Source organism: Pelotalea chapellei (genome assembly GCF_018531195.1).
Taxonomy (GTDB): domain Bacteria; phylum Desulfobacterota; class Desulfuromonadia; order Geobacterales; family Pseudopelobacteraceae; genus Pelotalea; species Pelotalea chapellei.
The window spans coordinates 170575-186164 of record NZ_JAHDYS010000001.1 but is presented as its reverse complement, the minus strand read 5'-3'; the positions used below and the strand labels follow the sequence as shown (position 1 = coordinate 186164).

At 52.8% G+C, this 15590-nt stretch carries 13 protein-coding genes; 11 read left to right on the top strand and 2 right to left on the bottom strand.

The features are described 5' to 3' along the window. The 3 genes from KJB30_RS00880 to KJB30_RS00870 all read left to right on the top strand — a co-directional run bounded on the left by KJB30_RS00880 (position 1) and on the right by KJB30_RS00870 (position 4275). Complete coding sequence (locus KJB30_RS00880; RefSeq protein ID WP_214296036.1) at positions 1-1986, top strand: solute symporter family protein; 1986 nt, start codon at positions 1-3, stop codon at positions 1984-1986. A 316-nt stretch (positions 1987-2302) separates the two neighbouring features. Continuing rightward, a complete protein-coding gene (gene pal / locus KJB30_RS00875) occupies positions 2303-2896 on the top strand; it encodes a peptidoglycan-associated lipoprotein Pal (RefSeq protein WP_246545405.1) in 594 nt (197 codons plus the stop codon). Between the two features lie 8 nt (positions 2897-2904). Next, complete coding sequence (locus tag KJB30_RS00870; RefSeq protein ID WP_214296035.1) at positions 2905-4275, top strand: chloride channel protein; 1371 nt, start codon at positions 2905-2907, stop codon at positions 4273-4275. A 38-nt stretch (positions 4276-4313) separates the two neighbouring features. On the opposite strand, the gene KJB30_RS00865 is transcribed toward KJB30_RS00870, so the two are convergent. Both KJB30_RS00865 and KJB30_RS00860 read right to left on the bottom strand, forming a co-directional pair. Continuing rightward, on the bottom strand, positions 4314-4790 hold the full coding sequence (locus tag KJB30_RS00865) for a universal stress protein (RefSeq protein ID WP_214296034.1): 477 nt from the start codon (positions 4788-4790) through the stop codon (positions 4314-4316). A 55-nt stretch (positions 4791-4845) separates the two neighbouring features. Further along, a complete protein-coding gene (locus tag KJB30_RS00860; protein WP_214296033.1) occupies positions 4846-5895 on the bottom strand; it encodes an AI-2E family transporter in 1050 nt (349 codons plus the stop codon). 315 nt (positions 5896-6210) lie between these two features. On the opposite strand from KJB30_RS00860, the gene KJB30_RS00855 reads away from it, so the two are divergent. The 8 genes from KJB30_RS00855 (at position 6211) to KJB30_RS00820 (ending at position 15577) form a co-directional block, all read left to right on the top strand. Then, positions 6211-6678, top strand: a complete 468-nt coding sequence (locus KJB30_RS00855; protein ID WP_214296032.1) for a hypothetical protein — start codon at positions 6211-6213, stop codon at positions 6676-6678. A gap of 115 nt (positions 6679-6793) precedes the next feature. After that, positions 6794-7324: a hypothetical protein gene (locus KJB30_RS00850; protein ID WP_214296031.1), complete on the top strand. Its 531-nt coding sequence runs from the start codon at positions 6794-6796 to the stop codon at positions 7322-7324. 11 nt (positions 7325-7335) lie between these two features. Continuing rightward, positions 7336-9648, top strand: coding sequence for a heavy metal translocating P-type ATPase (locus KJB30_RS00845; protein WP_367618900.1), 2313 nt, complete (start codon positions 7336-7338; stop codon positions 9646-9648). 188 nt (positions 9649-9836) lie between these two features. Further along, positions 9837-9998, top strand: a complete 162-nt coding sequence (locus tag KJB30_RS00840; protein ID WP_214296030.1) for a hypothetical protein — start codon at positions 9837-9839, stop codon at positions 9996-9998. Between the two features lie 269 nt (positions 9999-10267). Then, positions 10268-10726 carry a MarR family winged helix-turn-helix transcriptional regulator gene (locus tag KJB30_RS00835; protein ID WP_214296029.1) on the top strand — a complete coding sequence of 153 codons (459 nt, stop codon included), beginning with the start codon at positions 10268-10270 and terminating at the stop codon, positions 10724-10726. Between the two features lie 166 nt (positions 10727-10892). Continuing rightward, positions 10893-13133, top strand: a complete 2241-nt coding sequence (locus tag KJB30_RS00830) for an alpha,alpha-trehalose-phosphate synthase (UDP-forming) (protein WP_214296028.1) — start codon at positions 10893-10895, stop codon at positions 13131-13133. Further along, a complete protein-coding gene (otsB, locus tag KJB30_RS00825) occupies positions 13130-13906 on the top strand; it encodes a trehalose-phosphatase (RefSeq protein ID WP_214296027.1) in 777 nt (258 codons plus the stop codon). Before KJB30_RS00830 ends, otsB begins: the two co-directional genes overlap by 4 nt. Positions 13907-13981: 75 nt before the next feature. Continuing rightward, complete coding sequence (locus tag KJB30_RS00820) at positions 13982-15577, top strand: TIGR00341 family protein (RefSeq protein WP_214296026.1); 1596 nt, start codon at positions 13982-13984, stop codon at positions 15575-15577. Positions 15578-15590: the final 13 nt, after the last annotated feature.

Below are 15590 nucleotides of genomic sequence, written 5' to 3'. Positions count from 1 at the left end.
ATGACATTTAAGAAAATCATCATCGCCGCAACCCTGACCCTCTCAGTTGCCGCAGCCGCCTTTGCTGAAGAGCCCAACAAAGCCCCGTCCGCATCCGCCGCCGTTACTGCGACTGCCGCTGGTGCACCGGCAGTCGCTGCTCCAGGAATGACGACTCCGGCCCCTGCAACTGCTCCTGCAACTGCCACACCAGTCAAAAAGAAAGAACTCAAGGCCAACAAGGTTATCACCCTGTCGATGTTTGCTGTTATTATCGGCATCACTCTGTGTGTCGTCATTTGGGCTGCCAAACAGACCAAGACTGCCTCCGATTTTTACGCAGCCGGTGGAGGAATCACCGGCACCCAAAATGGCTGGGCGATCGCCGGCGACTATATGTCGGCTGCTTCTTTCCTTGGTATTTCAGGTTTGATTTCGCTGTATGGTTATGACGGGTTCATGTATTCGGTCGGGTGGCTGGTAGCCTATATCACCGTGCTGTTGATTGTTGCAGAGCCCTGCCGCAACGCTGGCAAGTACACGCTGGGAGATATCCTTTCCTTTCGAACTAATCCCAAACCGGTTCGCGCAGTCGCCGCCATCTCGACCGTAGCTGTCTCCACGTTCTATCTGACCGCCCAGATGGTCGGCGCCGGCAAGCTGATGGCATTGCTGGTGGGAGTACCTTACAGGACGGCCATTATTGGTGTTGGAATTCTGATGGTCGGTTACGTCGTTTTTGGTGGCATGACCGCCACTACCTGGGTCCAGATCATCAAGGCCGGTCTCCTCATGAGCGGAGCATTCCTGCTCTCCTTCCTGGTCATGATGAAGTCTGGCTTCAGTCCGTTCGGATTTTTCAACGACATCGTCAATAGCCCTGCAATCCAGGATCATGTTTCCAAACTGGTATTGAAAGATGGTGTGACATTATCCGGAATCGATGCAGGTCAGCGTTTTCTTGAGCCGGGACTATTCCTCAAGAACCCGCTGGACCAGATCTCGCTCGGTATGGCTCTGGTTCTTGGTACGGCAGGAATGCCGCACATCCTGATGCGCTTTTTCACTGTTCCAACCGCTCAGGCCGCACGCAAGTCGGTCATCATAGCAATGTTTATCATCGGTGGTTTCTACGTCCTTACCACACTCCTTGGATTCGGAGCAGCTATTAATCTGACTCCGCAAGGCATTATCTCTGTTGACAAGGGAGGCAACATGGCGACCTTGTTGCTGGCCCAGCAATTGGGAGCAGATATTGCTCCTGTCGTCGGCGATCTTTTCCTCGCCTTCCTTTGTTCGGTCGCCTTTGCGACAATCCTGGCTGTTGTTTCAGGTCTGGTTTTGGCAGCCTCGGCAGCTATTGCCCATGACATCTACGTTAACGTGATTAAAGACGGTCACGCAGATCAGCACGAACAGGTAATGGCGGCCCGTGTCACCTCGCTGGTGGTTGGAGCAATCGGCATATTTATCGGTCTGTTGGCCGAAAAAGCCAACGTTGCTCACCTTGTGGCTCTGGCCTTTGCCGTGGCCGCCTCCGGAAATCTGCCGGTCGTAGTGCTTTCCCTGTTCTGGCGCAAGTTTAATACCGCCGGCGTCATCTCTGGTCTAGTGGTAGGTACAATTGCGTCGATTGGACTGGTTATGGTTTCCCCTAATATGACTTATCCTAAAGTTGTTGCTGCCGGCGCACAGAAGGTGATTGCCGCCATGGAGAAGAAACAGGCAGCCCTGCCTCCGGGTGCCCAGCTTGAAGAAAATGATGCCAAGGCTCTGGTTACAGCCAAAGCGGACTACGAGAAGAACAAGGATGGTACGTCGATGATGGGCCTTGAAAAGCCAATCATGAAATTGAAAAATCCAGGAATTTTCTCTATTCCGCTTGGTTTCTTCGCAGCGATTCTGGGCACTTTATTGTTCCCCAGTAGGCGTTCCGAAGAGATGTTCGACGAGCTTTATGTCCGCCAGAATACCGGCTTAGGCATGGCCAAAGCTGTTGACCACTGAGTTTCCTGCAGTTTAACCAGAAATGTTTGTTATTAGGGGAAGGCGTCGGCCTTCCCCTTTTTTTGATTATGTTTTGAGAGTTGATATTGCAGGGTGAGCAGGCGGAATACTGCATGAGGATATTAAACATTGCCCCTAAAGCAGTTCAATTGATACATGCCAGTCCTCCTGTCTGTTTTTACTACTAGCCCGAACGAAACTGCTCATCTTGCAGTCTTTGAAATATGATATTATTTGACTATAAATCTTTTGTGTTATAAATGATCATAGGTTGTTCAAAACTCTAATGTCACAAACGCAAAGAAGGAGTAAATCAATGCAAGTAATTAAAAAGCTTATGAAAATGCTCTGTTGTATGGGGATTATGATTGCCGCGACAGCATGTGCAAACAAGGAAGTGGTAAAAAAGGACGAACCTTTAGGAACGACACACACCGCCGCATCCATGCCGGCTATTCCTTTTGCAGAAAAAACAATCAAGCCGCCTCAACAGGAGAACAAAATCGACAAACCAGCCGCGGCACCCGTAGAATCAGCACGTCAAGCTCCACAAGCTGTCAAAGTCGCTGCAGCGACCTCTGATCTTGAAAAGATTTTTTTTGATTTGGACAGCTCCAACCTGAGCAATGATGCACGGCAGGTACTGGTCAAGGATGCGGAGACAATGATGCAGCTTAATAATCTAAAGGTTACCATTGAGGGGCATTGTGACGAGCGCGGCTCTGCCGAGTATAATCTTGCACTGGGCGAACGTCGGGCAAGAGCTGCCATGCAATATTTGATCACTCTGGGAGTGCCGGCAGCAAAACTTTCTGTTGTCAGCTATGGCAAGGAAAAACCTGCTGTTGTCGGTAATACTGAATCAGCCTGGACAAAGAACAGGAGAGATGAATTTGTAGTGCAAAGGTAACGGCAGTAATGAAACCGCATCTATCTGAACACGTTACTCTTTTTTCCAGCATCGTCAAATGGACAATATTTGCATCGGTCGTCGGTATGCTGGCTGGTCTTGGCACAGCTTTTTTCCTGAAGGTTCTGTCACTTGCGACAGGCTTGTATGGTCAGAACCTGCATTTCCAGATGTTTCTGCCGGCGTCTCTGTTGGTCAGCAGCGCTCTCACCAGGTTTCTTGCTCCTGATGCGGCAGGCCACGGCACTGAAAAAGTCATTGAAGCAGTACATCAGAGAGCTGGGCATATCTCTTTCCGGATAGTGCCAGTCAAACTGGCAGCGACCATAATTACACTTGCCAGCGGTGGTTCCGCCGGCAAAGAGGGGCCCTGTGCCCAAATAGCGGCCGCGCTTGCTTCATCTGTGGCAAGCGTGGCTCGTCTGCCCGCCGCTGATAAAAAGAAGCTTGTGATCTGCGGCATCAGTGCCGGTTTTGCCACAGTGTTTGGGACAGAAATCGCTGGTGCGCTCTTTGGTATCGAGGTGCTGGTTCTGGGGCAAATGATGTACGATGTGCTTTTCCCTTCATTTGTAGCTGCAATTGTCGGATATCATGTCGCCACCTCGCTCGGTGTCACCTATCCCTACGAAGCTGTCTCAATAACAGCTCATCTTTCTGGTTGGAGCTTTGTTGAAATGCTGCTGCTAGGTGTTTGGTGCGGTATCATTGCTTTGTTTTTCATTCAACTGTTGCACCTTGCGAGAAAACTGCTGGAGCGCTTTTCGTGGCACTGGAGTGACCGGGCATTGATTGGTGGAGCGCTATTGGTGTTGATCGGCACATTCGTCTCCCGCGACTACCTTGGTCTGGGGCTATCTTCGATCGAAACAGCTCTGCATGGTGGCCGACTACCACTGGCAGCATTCTTCTGGAAAACCGTTACCACTTCGATTACTCTTGGGTGCGGCGGCAGTGGAGGTGTGCTCACCCCAATCTTTTTCATCGGCAGTTCTGCCGGAAATCTCTTTGCTTCTCTTTTCCACGAATCAAACCTTGCAGCTTTCTCCGCCATTGGGATGGTTGCCGTTCTGGCTGCAGCAGCCAATACGCCAATAGCAGCCTCTGTGATGGCGATGGAAATGTTTGGTTCAGCGATCGGGCCACATGCTGCCGTCGCCTGCATGACTAGCTTTCTGATTGTCGGATATCATAGTGTCTACCCGAGTCAGCTTCTGGGAATCCAGAAGAGCGCGTCTTTATCGGCGCCTGAAGGTTCGGAACTGGGAGTCACCCGCGCAAAAGTTACTCCACGAGAGAAATCTCTTCTTGCCCTTTTGCTGATGATGAAAAGCAAGGCTCGACCTGCTCGTGACCACACCAAGCCCCCTGAAAACTGAGATGTCCATATGCTGTGATAGGAAGAAGCACTGGAGTTTCAGAGTACCGGTTTCGGTTCATGTTTAACGAGTAGCACCGAACAGGGCATTTTACGGATGATCTTGTCATTTTCTCCACCGAACAGCAGATGTTCCAGACCTCCTTCCTCATGAGCCAGAGCAACAATAAGATCGATATGTTCCTCCGCAACCAGCCGAAGGATCTCGGCTACCGGTTCCTTATCCGTTAGATGTTTTTTGATTCTTATCCCATCCTTCTCAACCTGCTGGATGGCTTTTTCTAGTTCTTCCTTGTACTGCTCTCTCACCGACATGTAATTTTTATATTCCTCTCCTTTGATGAAAAGCCCGGGGGCATTGACCGCCTCCATATCCACCGCCACCGGATTGGAATAAATACGAAGCAGGCTGAGATCAGCGCCAAAAGTCTTTGCAAGCCGTATCCCTTCATGGAGTGCTACAGTGGTGTTTGCCATTAGTCGGTTAATTACGAGGATGTGTGTGAATTGGCGCATGCTCATCTCCTTTCAAAAGGTTAATTTCTAAAAAAGGTACTCGCACTACACGTCGTCATGCTGTATTGCCGCTCTCCCCAAGAAGATCTTCTATATAAAGCATTTTTACCGCTACCAGAATCGTCGCAGCGATCGGAGCCGCGAGAATGATGCCCATCCCCCCTAGAAGGATTCCGAACAGGACTTGGGCAGATAGTAGAACCGCTGCCGGAAGCGACACTGCATACTGCTGTATAAGCGGATTCAGCAGATAGCCTTCCACCAGATGAATGCCAAAATACAGAGCAGCTACGTACAGAGCATGCTCCGGTCCCAAGGCCAAGGCGACCAGCATTGCCGGGATTGCCGAGATAATGGCGCCAAGATAGGGAATGAAAGCGAGCAGGCCAGCCAACAGCCCCAATGCCAGGGCAAAGGGGATGCCCATCAACCAGAGTCCGAGACCGCTCAATATGCCAATTATGGACATCGCGGTCAGTATCCCGAGAAGCCACCATTGCAGGGTACTCCCAATCTGTTCAAGCACCTGCCTCGCTCGCTGTCGGCCGGAAATCGGCACCAATTTGATGATGCCATTGATGTAGGTTTCCGGTTGAGCGGCCAGATACAGCCCTAGAAACAAAATGATGATGATATCGGCAAAGATCCCGAAAACGCTGGAGAGAGCACCGGTCATTTTTCCGAGGAGGTTGATGCGGGGTGACTTCCAGTCAAGCGACTCTACCCGTCCCACGACCCAGTCTCCCCATGTGTAGTGGTGCAACTGTTTCAGTGCGGAGTCAGCCATATCCGGCAGCATATTTGTCAGAGTACTGAATTGCTCAAGCACCGGCGTGGCGACCAGCCAGGCAGCAATGCCAAGCAGAAGAGCTAAGGCGAGAATCACCACCAGCAGAGACCATCCGGCTGAGAAGGGCGAATGCCGGGCCAGCCAGTTTGCAGGAGCGCGGAGCAGCACGGCCAGTAACACACCGGCAAACCCAAGCAGCAACATGTCGACTGCGTACCAGAGAAGTGCCAGAAAAGCGACCATGCCCACGGCAAAGCTGACAGCTACCGCTACCCGAATGAAATAATCGGTCCACTGTCCGTTTCTGGCGCTCACATCATTTCTCATATATTCCCTTTAAGATGCTTTGCCCAGTTACCTCTCAAATTCTACTTCTTACGACTTTTCCTTGATCCCTTCCTTCAAGAGTCATCAATCAGGAAACCAGGCTCTCATAGGAGATTCCGGATGAAGATTACTTACAGTTTGCGTGGCTCCAATGGTATGTCAAACAGACCATGTAATTTCAATGGTGTGCTCCCTTAGCTATTTTAACAGAATCTCATAATACTTCCTCAGGTTGCCACCCTCCAAATATCAACTAAACTTTTAATTATTTCCCATTCTGAAACGAGAGGAGGCCTCGATGACATGAATCTCGAAGAGAACCTGCTGACGGAACTGGAGGATGCCTATCTCATCAAGTTCAGGAGCAGGGAATTCCAGGGCGTGCTTCGCTACACCGAGGAGGGATACGGCGCAAGCCGCGTGCTGTACCAGCCGATCTTTGAGTTCGGCATCCTGCCCATTACACAATTTAACGTGTCGGGCACGTTCTACAGCGGCAATGCGGATCGCAAAGGGAGCGGCGATGTCAGTAGCGAGTTGCTCTACAACTTCAATACAGAATCGATCCGGTTTCCGGCTACTGCCGTTGCGGTCAAGGGTGAATTTCCGACAGGAGAGGATTCTCATGGTGTGGACGTGACGACCAAGCTTATCCTTTCCAAGATGCCTTTCTTGAGGACCACATTCCTGCATCGGATGCACGTCGACCCTATCTGGACCTACAATGCCGGCAGGGACAGGGGAAAAGAACTAAGCGACGCAGCTGCGTAGAAGTTTGCCGACAGCTCATTTCCTCGCTCGCATCACACTGATTTCTCCCTCCGGGGCTTTTGTCCCGGGGACTTATTTTAGTACCCTAGGACTAAACCACAGGAAAGGACCTATCATGAGTATTACAAAATATACAATCGCAGTGGCCATCACCATGATGATGGCCTGTTCCGTATTTGCCGCCGACAAGATGAAGGGGATGCAGGGACACGGAATGCAGGGGGACAAGAAAGACGGGGCGATGCAGGCGATGATGTCGAACCCTCACCACAAGCTCGGCATGGCGTACAAGAAAAACCTCCAGAACTTTGCGAAGGCCCTGAAATCGGAAGTGACCGCCACAGGGAAGGTGGACAAGGATTTCGCCATCATCGCGGTGAACGAGATGCGGCAGAGTCTGAAGCAAATGGAAAATCACCATAAGGAGATGCAGGACTCCATGTCCCCGGAGATGCAGGAGAGGATGACGGACCTTGCCACAATGATGGATAGCCGCCTTAACACGACCAATCAGCACCTCGACTTGCTGGAGAAGGAAGTGAAGGCGGACAACCCTGATTCGGAAAAGATAGTGGCGGAGGTTGATCAGATTATGAAGCAGTGCGAGATGATGAAGATGAAGGGAACGAATCAGAAGAAAAAATGACGGAGATGCCAGTGCGGAAAACGAAAGAGCAGGATCCTGTTTGCGGCATGGACGTATCTCCTGATAATGCGGCCGGCAGCGCTGACCGCGGGGGGCAGGTCTACTTCTTCTGTAGTACCGGCTGCCTGGGCAAGTTTAGTTCTGACCCCGAGAGGTACCTGAACAAAGATCAAGCAGTGCAGGTTTCTGCGCCGGCCGGTGTTGAATACATCTGCCCGATGCACCCGGAGATCGTCCGCCCCGGCCCCGACTCTTGTCCAATCTGTGGCATGGCGCTGGAGCCAAAAACAGTGGCAGCAGCGGATGAGCCCAACCCGGAACTCAAAGAAATGAGTCGGCGGTTCTGGATAACACTCGCACTTTCCATCCCGGTGTTTGTTATCGCAATGGGTGAGATGGCCTTTGCCAGAACCCTTGACCCGGCAGTTTATGGTCGCATGGCAGTAATCGCCCAATTTGGCCTTGCGACCCCTGCCGTCATCTGGGGAGGATTGCCACTATTCCAAAAAGGATGGCGGTCCCTGATGACCTTTCGCCTCAACATGTTCACGCTTATCGCGATGGGGATCGGCACCGCCTACGTGTACAGTGTTACCGCGGTCTTTTTCCCGCAGTACTTCCCTGCCGCTTTCCGTGGACACGGAGGCCATATTGCCGTGTATTTTGAAGCAGCAGCCATGATCACCGTCCTGGTGCTCCTGGGCCAGGTGCTCGAGTTGCGGGCGAGAAGCAAGACAGGCAGTGCCATAAAGGCGCTTCTTGATCTCGCACCGAAAACTGCCTTGAAAATCACCGATGGCCGGGACGAAGAGGTGCCGCTTGCAGATGTCAAGCAGGGCGATCGTCTGCGGGTCCGCCCGGGAGAAAAGGTTCCGGTGGATGGTGTTGTCATCGATGGTTTCAGTTCCGTTGATGAATCAATGATCACCGGTGAGCCTGTTCCGGTAGAAAAACCCCAGGGGACGAAAATTGTGGGAGGAACGATTAACGGCTCTGGCAGCTTCATCATGCAAGCCGAGCAGGTCGGAAATGAAACCATCCTGGCCCGTATCGTTCGTATGGTGGGCGAAGCCCAGCGCAGTCGTGCCCCGATTCAGCGGCTAGCCGATGTGGTGGCTTCCTGGTTCGTACCTGCCGTCATCCTGAGTGCCATTGTCACCTTTGCCATCTGGAGCCTCCTCGGGCCCGAGCCGGCGATGGCCCATGCACTGGTCAATGCTGTTGCGGTCCTCATTATCGCCTGTCCCTGTGCCCTTGGTTTGGCCACACCCATGTCGATCATGGTGGGTACGGGGCGTGGCGCCCTCGCAGGGATTCTCATCAAAAATGCAGAAGCCCTGGAAAGGCTTGAAAAGGTCGATACGCTCGTCATTGATAAGACCGGCACAATTACTGAAGGAAAACCCAGACTGGTCTCTGTGGCCGTCGGACCCACTCATGATGAGAACGAGGTGTTACGCCAGGTCGCCAGTCTCGAGCGGGGAAGCGAACATCCATTGGCGGCAGCAATTGTAAAGGGCGCCGAGGAAAGAAGGCTCGATCTCGCGGAGGCGGAAGATTTTGAGGCGGTTCCTGGCAAAGGAGTTACCGGGACCGTGGCTGGACACCGTATTGCCTTCGGTAATCAGGAGTTGCTCAGAGTCAAAGAGATAGATCCAACTCCTCTGTTAGATCAAGCGGAAGAGTTGCGGCGGGCCGGGCAGACGGTAATGCTGGTGGCGGTTGATGGTCAGGTCGCAGGTACCATAGGTGTCGCAGATGAACTGAAACCTTCTGCCGGGGAAGCGATCCGACACCTCCATGAGGAAGGAATTCGCGTCATCATGTTGACCGGTGACAGCCGGCTGACAGCTGAGGCTGTGGCCAGGAAAGTCGGAATCGATCACGTCGAAGCCGAGGTTCTGCCTGAGCGAAAGAGCGAGGTGGTGAAGGAACTGCAACAGAGGGGACTGCATGTGGCAATGGCAGGTGATGGCATCAATGACGCCCCAGCTTTGGCACAGGCCGAAGTTGGAATAGCCATGGGAACCGGCGCCGATGTTGCAATCGAGAGTGCTGGCGTGACTCTGGTAAAAGGGGATCTGGCTGGAATCGCCCGTGCCAGGAAACTCAGTTCCGCTACCATGCGTAACATCCGGCAGAACCTGTTCTTTGCCTTCATCTACAATGTTCTCGGTGTGCCCATAGCGGCAGGAATGCTGTATCCCATGTTCGGCATCCTTCTCAGTCCTATGATTGCCAGTGCAGCCATGACATTCAGCTCCGTATCGGTGATAACCAATGCGCTCCGGCTGCGTCGGCTCAATCTGGAGGCAAGCTCATGATGATGGACGGCACCATGATGGGCTAAATGTTCCTCTGGTCCCTCGTCCGACTGCTTCTTGTCGTTTGCTTGTGTTGGTTATCGCGAAGTTTCTTGAAAAATAGGTGCTGCCTCTTATTCGGAATCCGCTCTGCAATCTGCGTGGCCTCGACTCATTCGACGGCCTCTTTTAAGTGAACCGGAGGATCCATGTCTGAGCCAAACATCATCCACCGCAAGCTTGGAGGAGGCATCAAATCCCCCTTGTCTGAAGGATTCATCTATCACTTCGCACGCCTCAGACGACACCAGAACCCCGGCTCCGATCGCCATGGTAAAGGCAATCATTCGTTTGGAGGCGGGAAGAAATAGCCCGACGACCGCTCCCCGCCTACGAATTCCCAGAATCCTGCCGCAAGCGCTCCGTTATCCATAAAATTCTCCTTCGCTACCCCTTGAAATGCACTTATTAAAAAGAATATCAGGTAGGATCGCAATTGCAGAAAAGGCCTGGAAATTTCAGGCTGCTTTCACCGTAAGGGGACGTGGAATAATTAGAATGCTTGATTTAAACCACACTATTTATTTAAATAGCATCGCTAATTATTAGTAATGCTATTTAAATTACACCGGGAGCAGCCATGGAGAAAAGAGCGAAGGAAACCCAAGAGGTCATTAATAACCTGCGGCGAGTCTTCCAGGCGATAGAGGAATACTCTAAAGCTGCCGAACAGACGACCAACCTCACCGGCCCTCAGCTATGGGGACTGAAAATACTAAGGGAGGCCCCCCTCCGGATTTCTGAACTTGCACACCAGATGTATCTGCGTCCAGCAACAGTGGTTGGGATAATCAACAGGCTTGAAGCTAAAGGACTTGTTACCCGCACCCAATCGAAAAAAGATCGCAGGGCAGTTGACCTAGAACTGAGCAGTTCTGGCAAGGAGGTTGTTTCCAAGGCTCCAGAGATCGCACAAACTCTGCTTCTGAAGGGGTTACAGGAACTATCTAATGAACAGCTCTCTTCGGTGGTGATGGGTATGCGACTCGTCACTCGATTATTGGGGGCCGAAGATCTGACGCCCAAACCGCTGGCTTAGGTATAGGCGACTAATCTTAATCATCCTTCTGTGTGCCTTGAGCAGATCCAGCACGATGTCGGCGGTTTTGGGAATGTGGCGTTCACCCATGCCTTCACATGGTTGGCCTGACCAAGCCGCCATCAGATTGATCACGCGCTTGGACAGCGCTTTTTAGGAGATCCCGATGGCATCTTTGCGATCATTGCATCTTTCTCTCCGATTCGTCATCCCGCTGGCACTTGCCCTGAGCTTGTTGGCCTATGCGGTAGTGCCGCTGGTGGACGGTCTGAATCTCCGCTGGTCAGTACGGGATATGGACATTCGTTCTCGCCTGGTGGGAAATACGCTTCAGGAGCCATTGGTGGAACTGCTGCAAAAAAAGGAGCGTTCCAGGGTAAATGCCCTCCTGCAGCGAGCAACCCAGGATGAACGGCTCCTGGCCTTGGGAGTATGCAACGAAGAAGGGAAGCTTATCCACCGCACATCCGCCTTCCCGGCGTCGCTTTCCTGCACCATGCCTGAAAAGGTCGGCAAGGATCCAGCCCATTTGATCCGTCTGCCCCAGGGACCGGTGCATGTGGCGGTTGCTCCCCTGTCCTTTGAGGGAGCCGTCATCGGATCGTTGGTGCTGGTACATGATATGAGCTACATGGAGCGGCGCAGCGCAGATACACGCACATATGTCATCTCCCTCTTCGGGATTCTGGGGGTGGTGATTTCCCTGATTACGGTGTTCGTAGCGCATCTGAGCTGGCGAGGATGGATGGAAGGCGTTCGGGCGATGTTGCGCGGGGAGGGGATCATTCGTCCATTCGGCCAGCAGGTCCCGAAGGCGGAACTTCAGCCCCTGGTTGGAGATCTTCGCGCCCTGCTGAGGACATTGGATGCGGAAAGACGTTTTGCCGACGATGCTACCATCAGTTGGAGTCCAGAGACGCTGCGGACGCTGCTGCACAAACAGTTGGCAGGGGAACGCATCCTGGTGGTTTCAAATCGGGAACCGTACATCCATAGCAGGAAAGACGGAGAGATAGGGGTGCACCGTCCCGCCAGTGGTCTGGTGACCGCAGTCGAGCCGGTCATGCGAGCCTGTTCCGGAACCTGGATCGCCCATGGTAGCGGCAATGCCGATCGCGAAACGGTTGACCGTCACGACCGGGTGAGGGTTCCTCCCGACCATCCTGAGTACAACCTGCGGAGGATCTGGCTCACCCCCGAAGAGGAGGAGGGCTATTATTACGGGTTCGCCAACGAGGGACTCTGGCCCCTCTGCCACATTGCCCATGTGCGTCCCGTGTTCCGCACGAGCGACTGGCACGAGTATGTCAAAATCAATCAGCGGTTCGCCGATGCAGTGGTCAAAGAGGCGGACGGCGATGATCCGGTCGTGCTGGTGCAGGATTACCATTTTGCCCTCCTGCCTGGCATGATCCGAAAAGCATTGCCAAAGGCCACCATCATCACCTTCTGGCATATCCCCTGGCCTAATCCTGAATCCTTCGGCATTTGCCCATGGCGGGAGGAACTGCTCCAGGGAATGTTGGGCAGCACCATCCTCGGTTTTCACACCACGTTCCATTGCAAGAATTTCCTGGAGACCGTGGACCGGTATCTTGAAACCCGCATCGGCCACGATGCATCCACCATCTCATGCCGAGGACAGTTGACCATGGTTGAAAGCTACCCGATTTCGATCCAGTGGCCGCCGCCATGGCAGGGGAGTCTACCGCCGGTACACCAGACAAAAGGGGAAATCCTGGCAACACTGGGGCTTCCTGCTGATCACCTGTTGGGAATCGGTGTGGACCGGATGGATTACACCAAAGGGATCCTGGAACGTTTTGCGGCGGTGGAACGGATGTTCGAACTGCACCCCGAATTGGCCGGCCGGTTTAGTTTCGTCCAGATCGCTGCCCCCAGCAGGTCGGCTCTGGAAGAGTATCGCAGGTTTCAGGAACGTGTTCATGCCCTTGCAGAGCAGATCAATGGGCGATTCACCCGAAACGGTTGTCCGGCGATCTTTCTTAAGGCCGAGCATCACGAGCCGGACGACATCAACCGCTACTATCGTGCCGCTGACGTCTGTATGGTTACCAGCCTTCACGACGGCATGAATCTTGTTGCAAAAGAGTACATCGCGGCCCGGGATGATGAACAAGGAGCTCTGGTGCTGAGTCAGTTCACGGGAGCGGCCCACGAACTGCACGAGGCATTGATTGTAAATCCCTACCATGTAGAGCAAACGGCCGAGGCCCTATATCAGGGGCTGACCATGCCGGAACACGAGCAGCGGGAACGGATGCGCAGCATGCGTGACCTCGTGCGGGATTTTAACGTCTATCGCTGGGCTGGGCGCATGCTCCTCGATGCGGCAAGGGTGCGCCAGAGGGAAAAATTGGCAGCACGTATCGGGAGGAAACCGTGAGGCCTGACGAGAAGGCGGTAACTCTCCTGAGCCCTGCTATACGAAAAGATCTGCGCAGTTTCATTGACCAGAGAACTCTTTTCGCTTTTGACCTTGATGGAACGCTGGCACCAATCACATCGGACCCCTCCAATATCGTGATTGCCCCTGAGATCAGCGTCAGGATGTCCCGTCTTTGCAATCTTGCCCGTATCGCCGTCTTAACCGGTCGTGGCCTCGAAGACGCCCGTTCCCATCTCACCTTCAACCCTCATTATCTGATCGGCAATCATGGCGCGGAGGGTCTTCCCGAGCTTGATGGTAAAAGGGAGGTTTTTCTGAATCTGTGCCATGATTGGGAACACCATGTCAGGCAGTTGGTGGTTAATTCGCTATCCGGTATCACTGTCGAAAATAAAGGCGAAACACTCTCCATCCATTACAGAAACCATCCTGATCATCAAACGGCTTCCTCACTGATTCTTCGCGCCGCCAGCAGTTTACGCCCAAGTCCACGGATTATTCATGGCAAATGCGTGGTAAACCTTGTTCCAGCAGGGGCACCGAACAAAGGGGATGCGCTGCTGTCGACCATGAAGCAGGGAAATTTCGAGAAGGCGCTCTTTGTCGGAGACGATGAAACTGATGAGGATGTATTCCGCCTGAGAAACCAATGCATTTTCGGTATCAGGGTAGGAGAGAAAGAATCGAGTTTCGCCCGGTATTTTCTCTCCTCCCAGCTAGGAGTGGTGGATCTTCTGGATGAAGTGATTCGTACGCTCGAGCCGATGTGATTTAAGGTCCCTGGAAATCTGCTGAAGCCGCCAAAGCAGCAATGAATGTGTTGTATGCATGCAGCAGGAGGGAAAATGAACATTGCACTCATAAAGTATCAGCTTAAGAAACTTGCCAGCTATCTGGCGGTTAAAAACGAGGAAATCAACCACAGGGCAGTCATCAGAACGGTGGCTGCAAATGCCGAACGCTCCTGGGTGTATTTCTGCATGCTCACCCTGGCAAGTATAATCGCGCTGCTGGGTCTGCTGACCAATAGCGTTGCTGTGGTGATCGGGGCGATGCTGATTTCACCGTTGATGGGACCGATCATCTCATCGAGCCTGGCGTTCACGATTGGTGACCTGAATCTAGCGCGTCGAGCCTTCAAGATGATCGGAATCAGCGTAACCTTGACGATTCTGGTCTGCACCCTTATCACGTTCTTTTCGCCTTTAAAGGAGCCTACTGCGGAGATATTGGCACGGGTGAGGCCCAATGTATTCGATCTCTTCGTGGCTATGCTCTCCGGTATTGTCGGTGCGATTGCACTCTGTACAAAAAGAAGTTACCTGATAACCTCTTCCGGCGTCGCAATCGCCACCGCGGTCATTCCTCCGCTCAGTGTCGTTGGCTATGGCCTCGGCACGGGCCAAGTCATGCTTGCCCTGGGAGGATTTCTCCTTTTTTTCACCAACTTCGTCGCTATCGTCCTGACATCGGACCTTGTTTTTTTTGTGCTGGGATTCAGAACCAGTCATACGGAAACATCTCAACACTCACCCCGCAAGCGGCTTCTGATTATTACCTGTCTGCTGATGTTGATATCGATACCACTCGTGTACACGCTGATCGTGGATCTGAGGAAGGTGAAGGAGAAAAAGCGTATCGAGCGGGTGCTGAAAGAATATCTGAACAAGGATCTCGTCTCGCGCATGACCGGCTATGATTATGTTCAGCAAGGGAATAAACTTTTGGTAACCGCTTCGGTCAATACGGTGAAATTCATTGAACTAACATCCGAATCCAGTATCGAGAAAGAGCTGTCAGAGGCTTTCTCCCGTCCGGTCGATGTTCGTCTCGAGCAACTGATCGTCGCATCGGAAAAGGCGCTGAATCAGCAGCAAGTGCCCGAGTCCAAAGCGGTGGGGTCATCGGCAGGCAAGCAGCCTGACACGGCTGTACAGGTGAAAGGAAAAGTCGATCAGATGGTGATGAACGCCGAACGTGAACTTGGCGACGCTGTTGCCCCGTTCCCTCTGGTTGGCACAACCCTCACCTTCGCCGGCGCCGCACAGACAGTGCATATTTCTGTCATCATCAAAAGGGACTATCTGGTGAGTCAGGATGAGAATCTGCTGCTGACGCGGTTGCTGGAACGCTCCCTGGGCATGCCCGTAATTCTTTCTGTGGAGACGACAGCACTATTCCCACCGCTGTCATTTGACGGGGCAGGCGGACTGACCCCCTCCAGCAGAGAAGTTCTCGAAATCATCAGCAAAGTTCCGGAAGAAAACCGTAGGTTCCGTTTCGTCATAATCGGTCCACCAAAGGAGATTCCCGGGAAACTGCAACATCTAAAACAATACCTTGTTCAGAAGCTGGGAGTTCCTGCCGACGCCATCCTCATTCGTTCCGAAAAGGGTTCGGAAAGCATTCGGTTGCGCATGGAACGACCCTCCTCCGGATAAATTACTCTTACCA

Bases quoted from the DNA above. Each gene is read 5' to 3' on its own strand.
- KJB30_RS00865 (WP_214296034.1), bottom strand. From the start codon at position 4,790: ATGCGCCAATTCACACACATCCTCGTAATTAACCGACTAATGGCAAAC.
- KJB30_RS00850 (WP_214296031.1), top strand. From the start codon at position 6,794: ATGAGTATTACAAAATATACAATCGCAGTGGCCATCACCATGATGATG.
- KJB30_RS00840 (WP_214296030.1), top strand. From the start codon at position 9,837: ATGTCTGAGCCAAACATCATCCACCGCAAGCTTGGAGGAGGCATCAAA.
- KJB30_RS00820 (WP_214296026.1), top strand. From the start codon at position 13,982: ATGAACATTGCACTCATAAAGTATCAGCTTAAGAAACTTGCCAGCTAT.
- KJB30_RS00880 (WP_214296036.1), top strand. From the start codon at position 1: ATGACATTTAAGAAAATCATCATCGCCGCAACCCTGACCCTCTCAGTT.
- KJB30_RS00835 (WP_214296029.1), top strand. From the start codon at position 10,268: ATGGAGAAAAGAGCGAAGGAAACCCAAGAGGTCATTAATAACCTGCGG.
- pal (WP_246545405.1), top strand. From the start codon at position 2,303: ATGCAAGTAATTAAAAAGCTTATGAAAATGCTCTGTTGTATGGGGATT.
- KJB30_RS00870 (WP_214296035.1), top strand. From the start codon at position 2,905: ATGAAACCGCATCTATCTGAACACGTTACTCTTTTTTCCAGCATCGTC.
- KJB30_RS00830 (WP_214296028.1), top strand. From the start codon at position 10,893: ATGGCATCTTTGCGATCATTGCATCTTTCTCTCCGATTCGTCATCCCG.
- KJB30_RS00855 (WP_214296032.1), top strand. From the start codon at position 6,211: ATGAATCTCGAAGAGAACCTGCTGACGGAACTGGAGGATGCCTATCTC.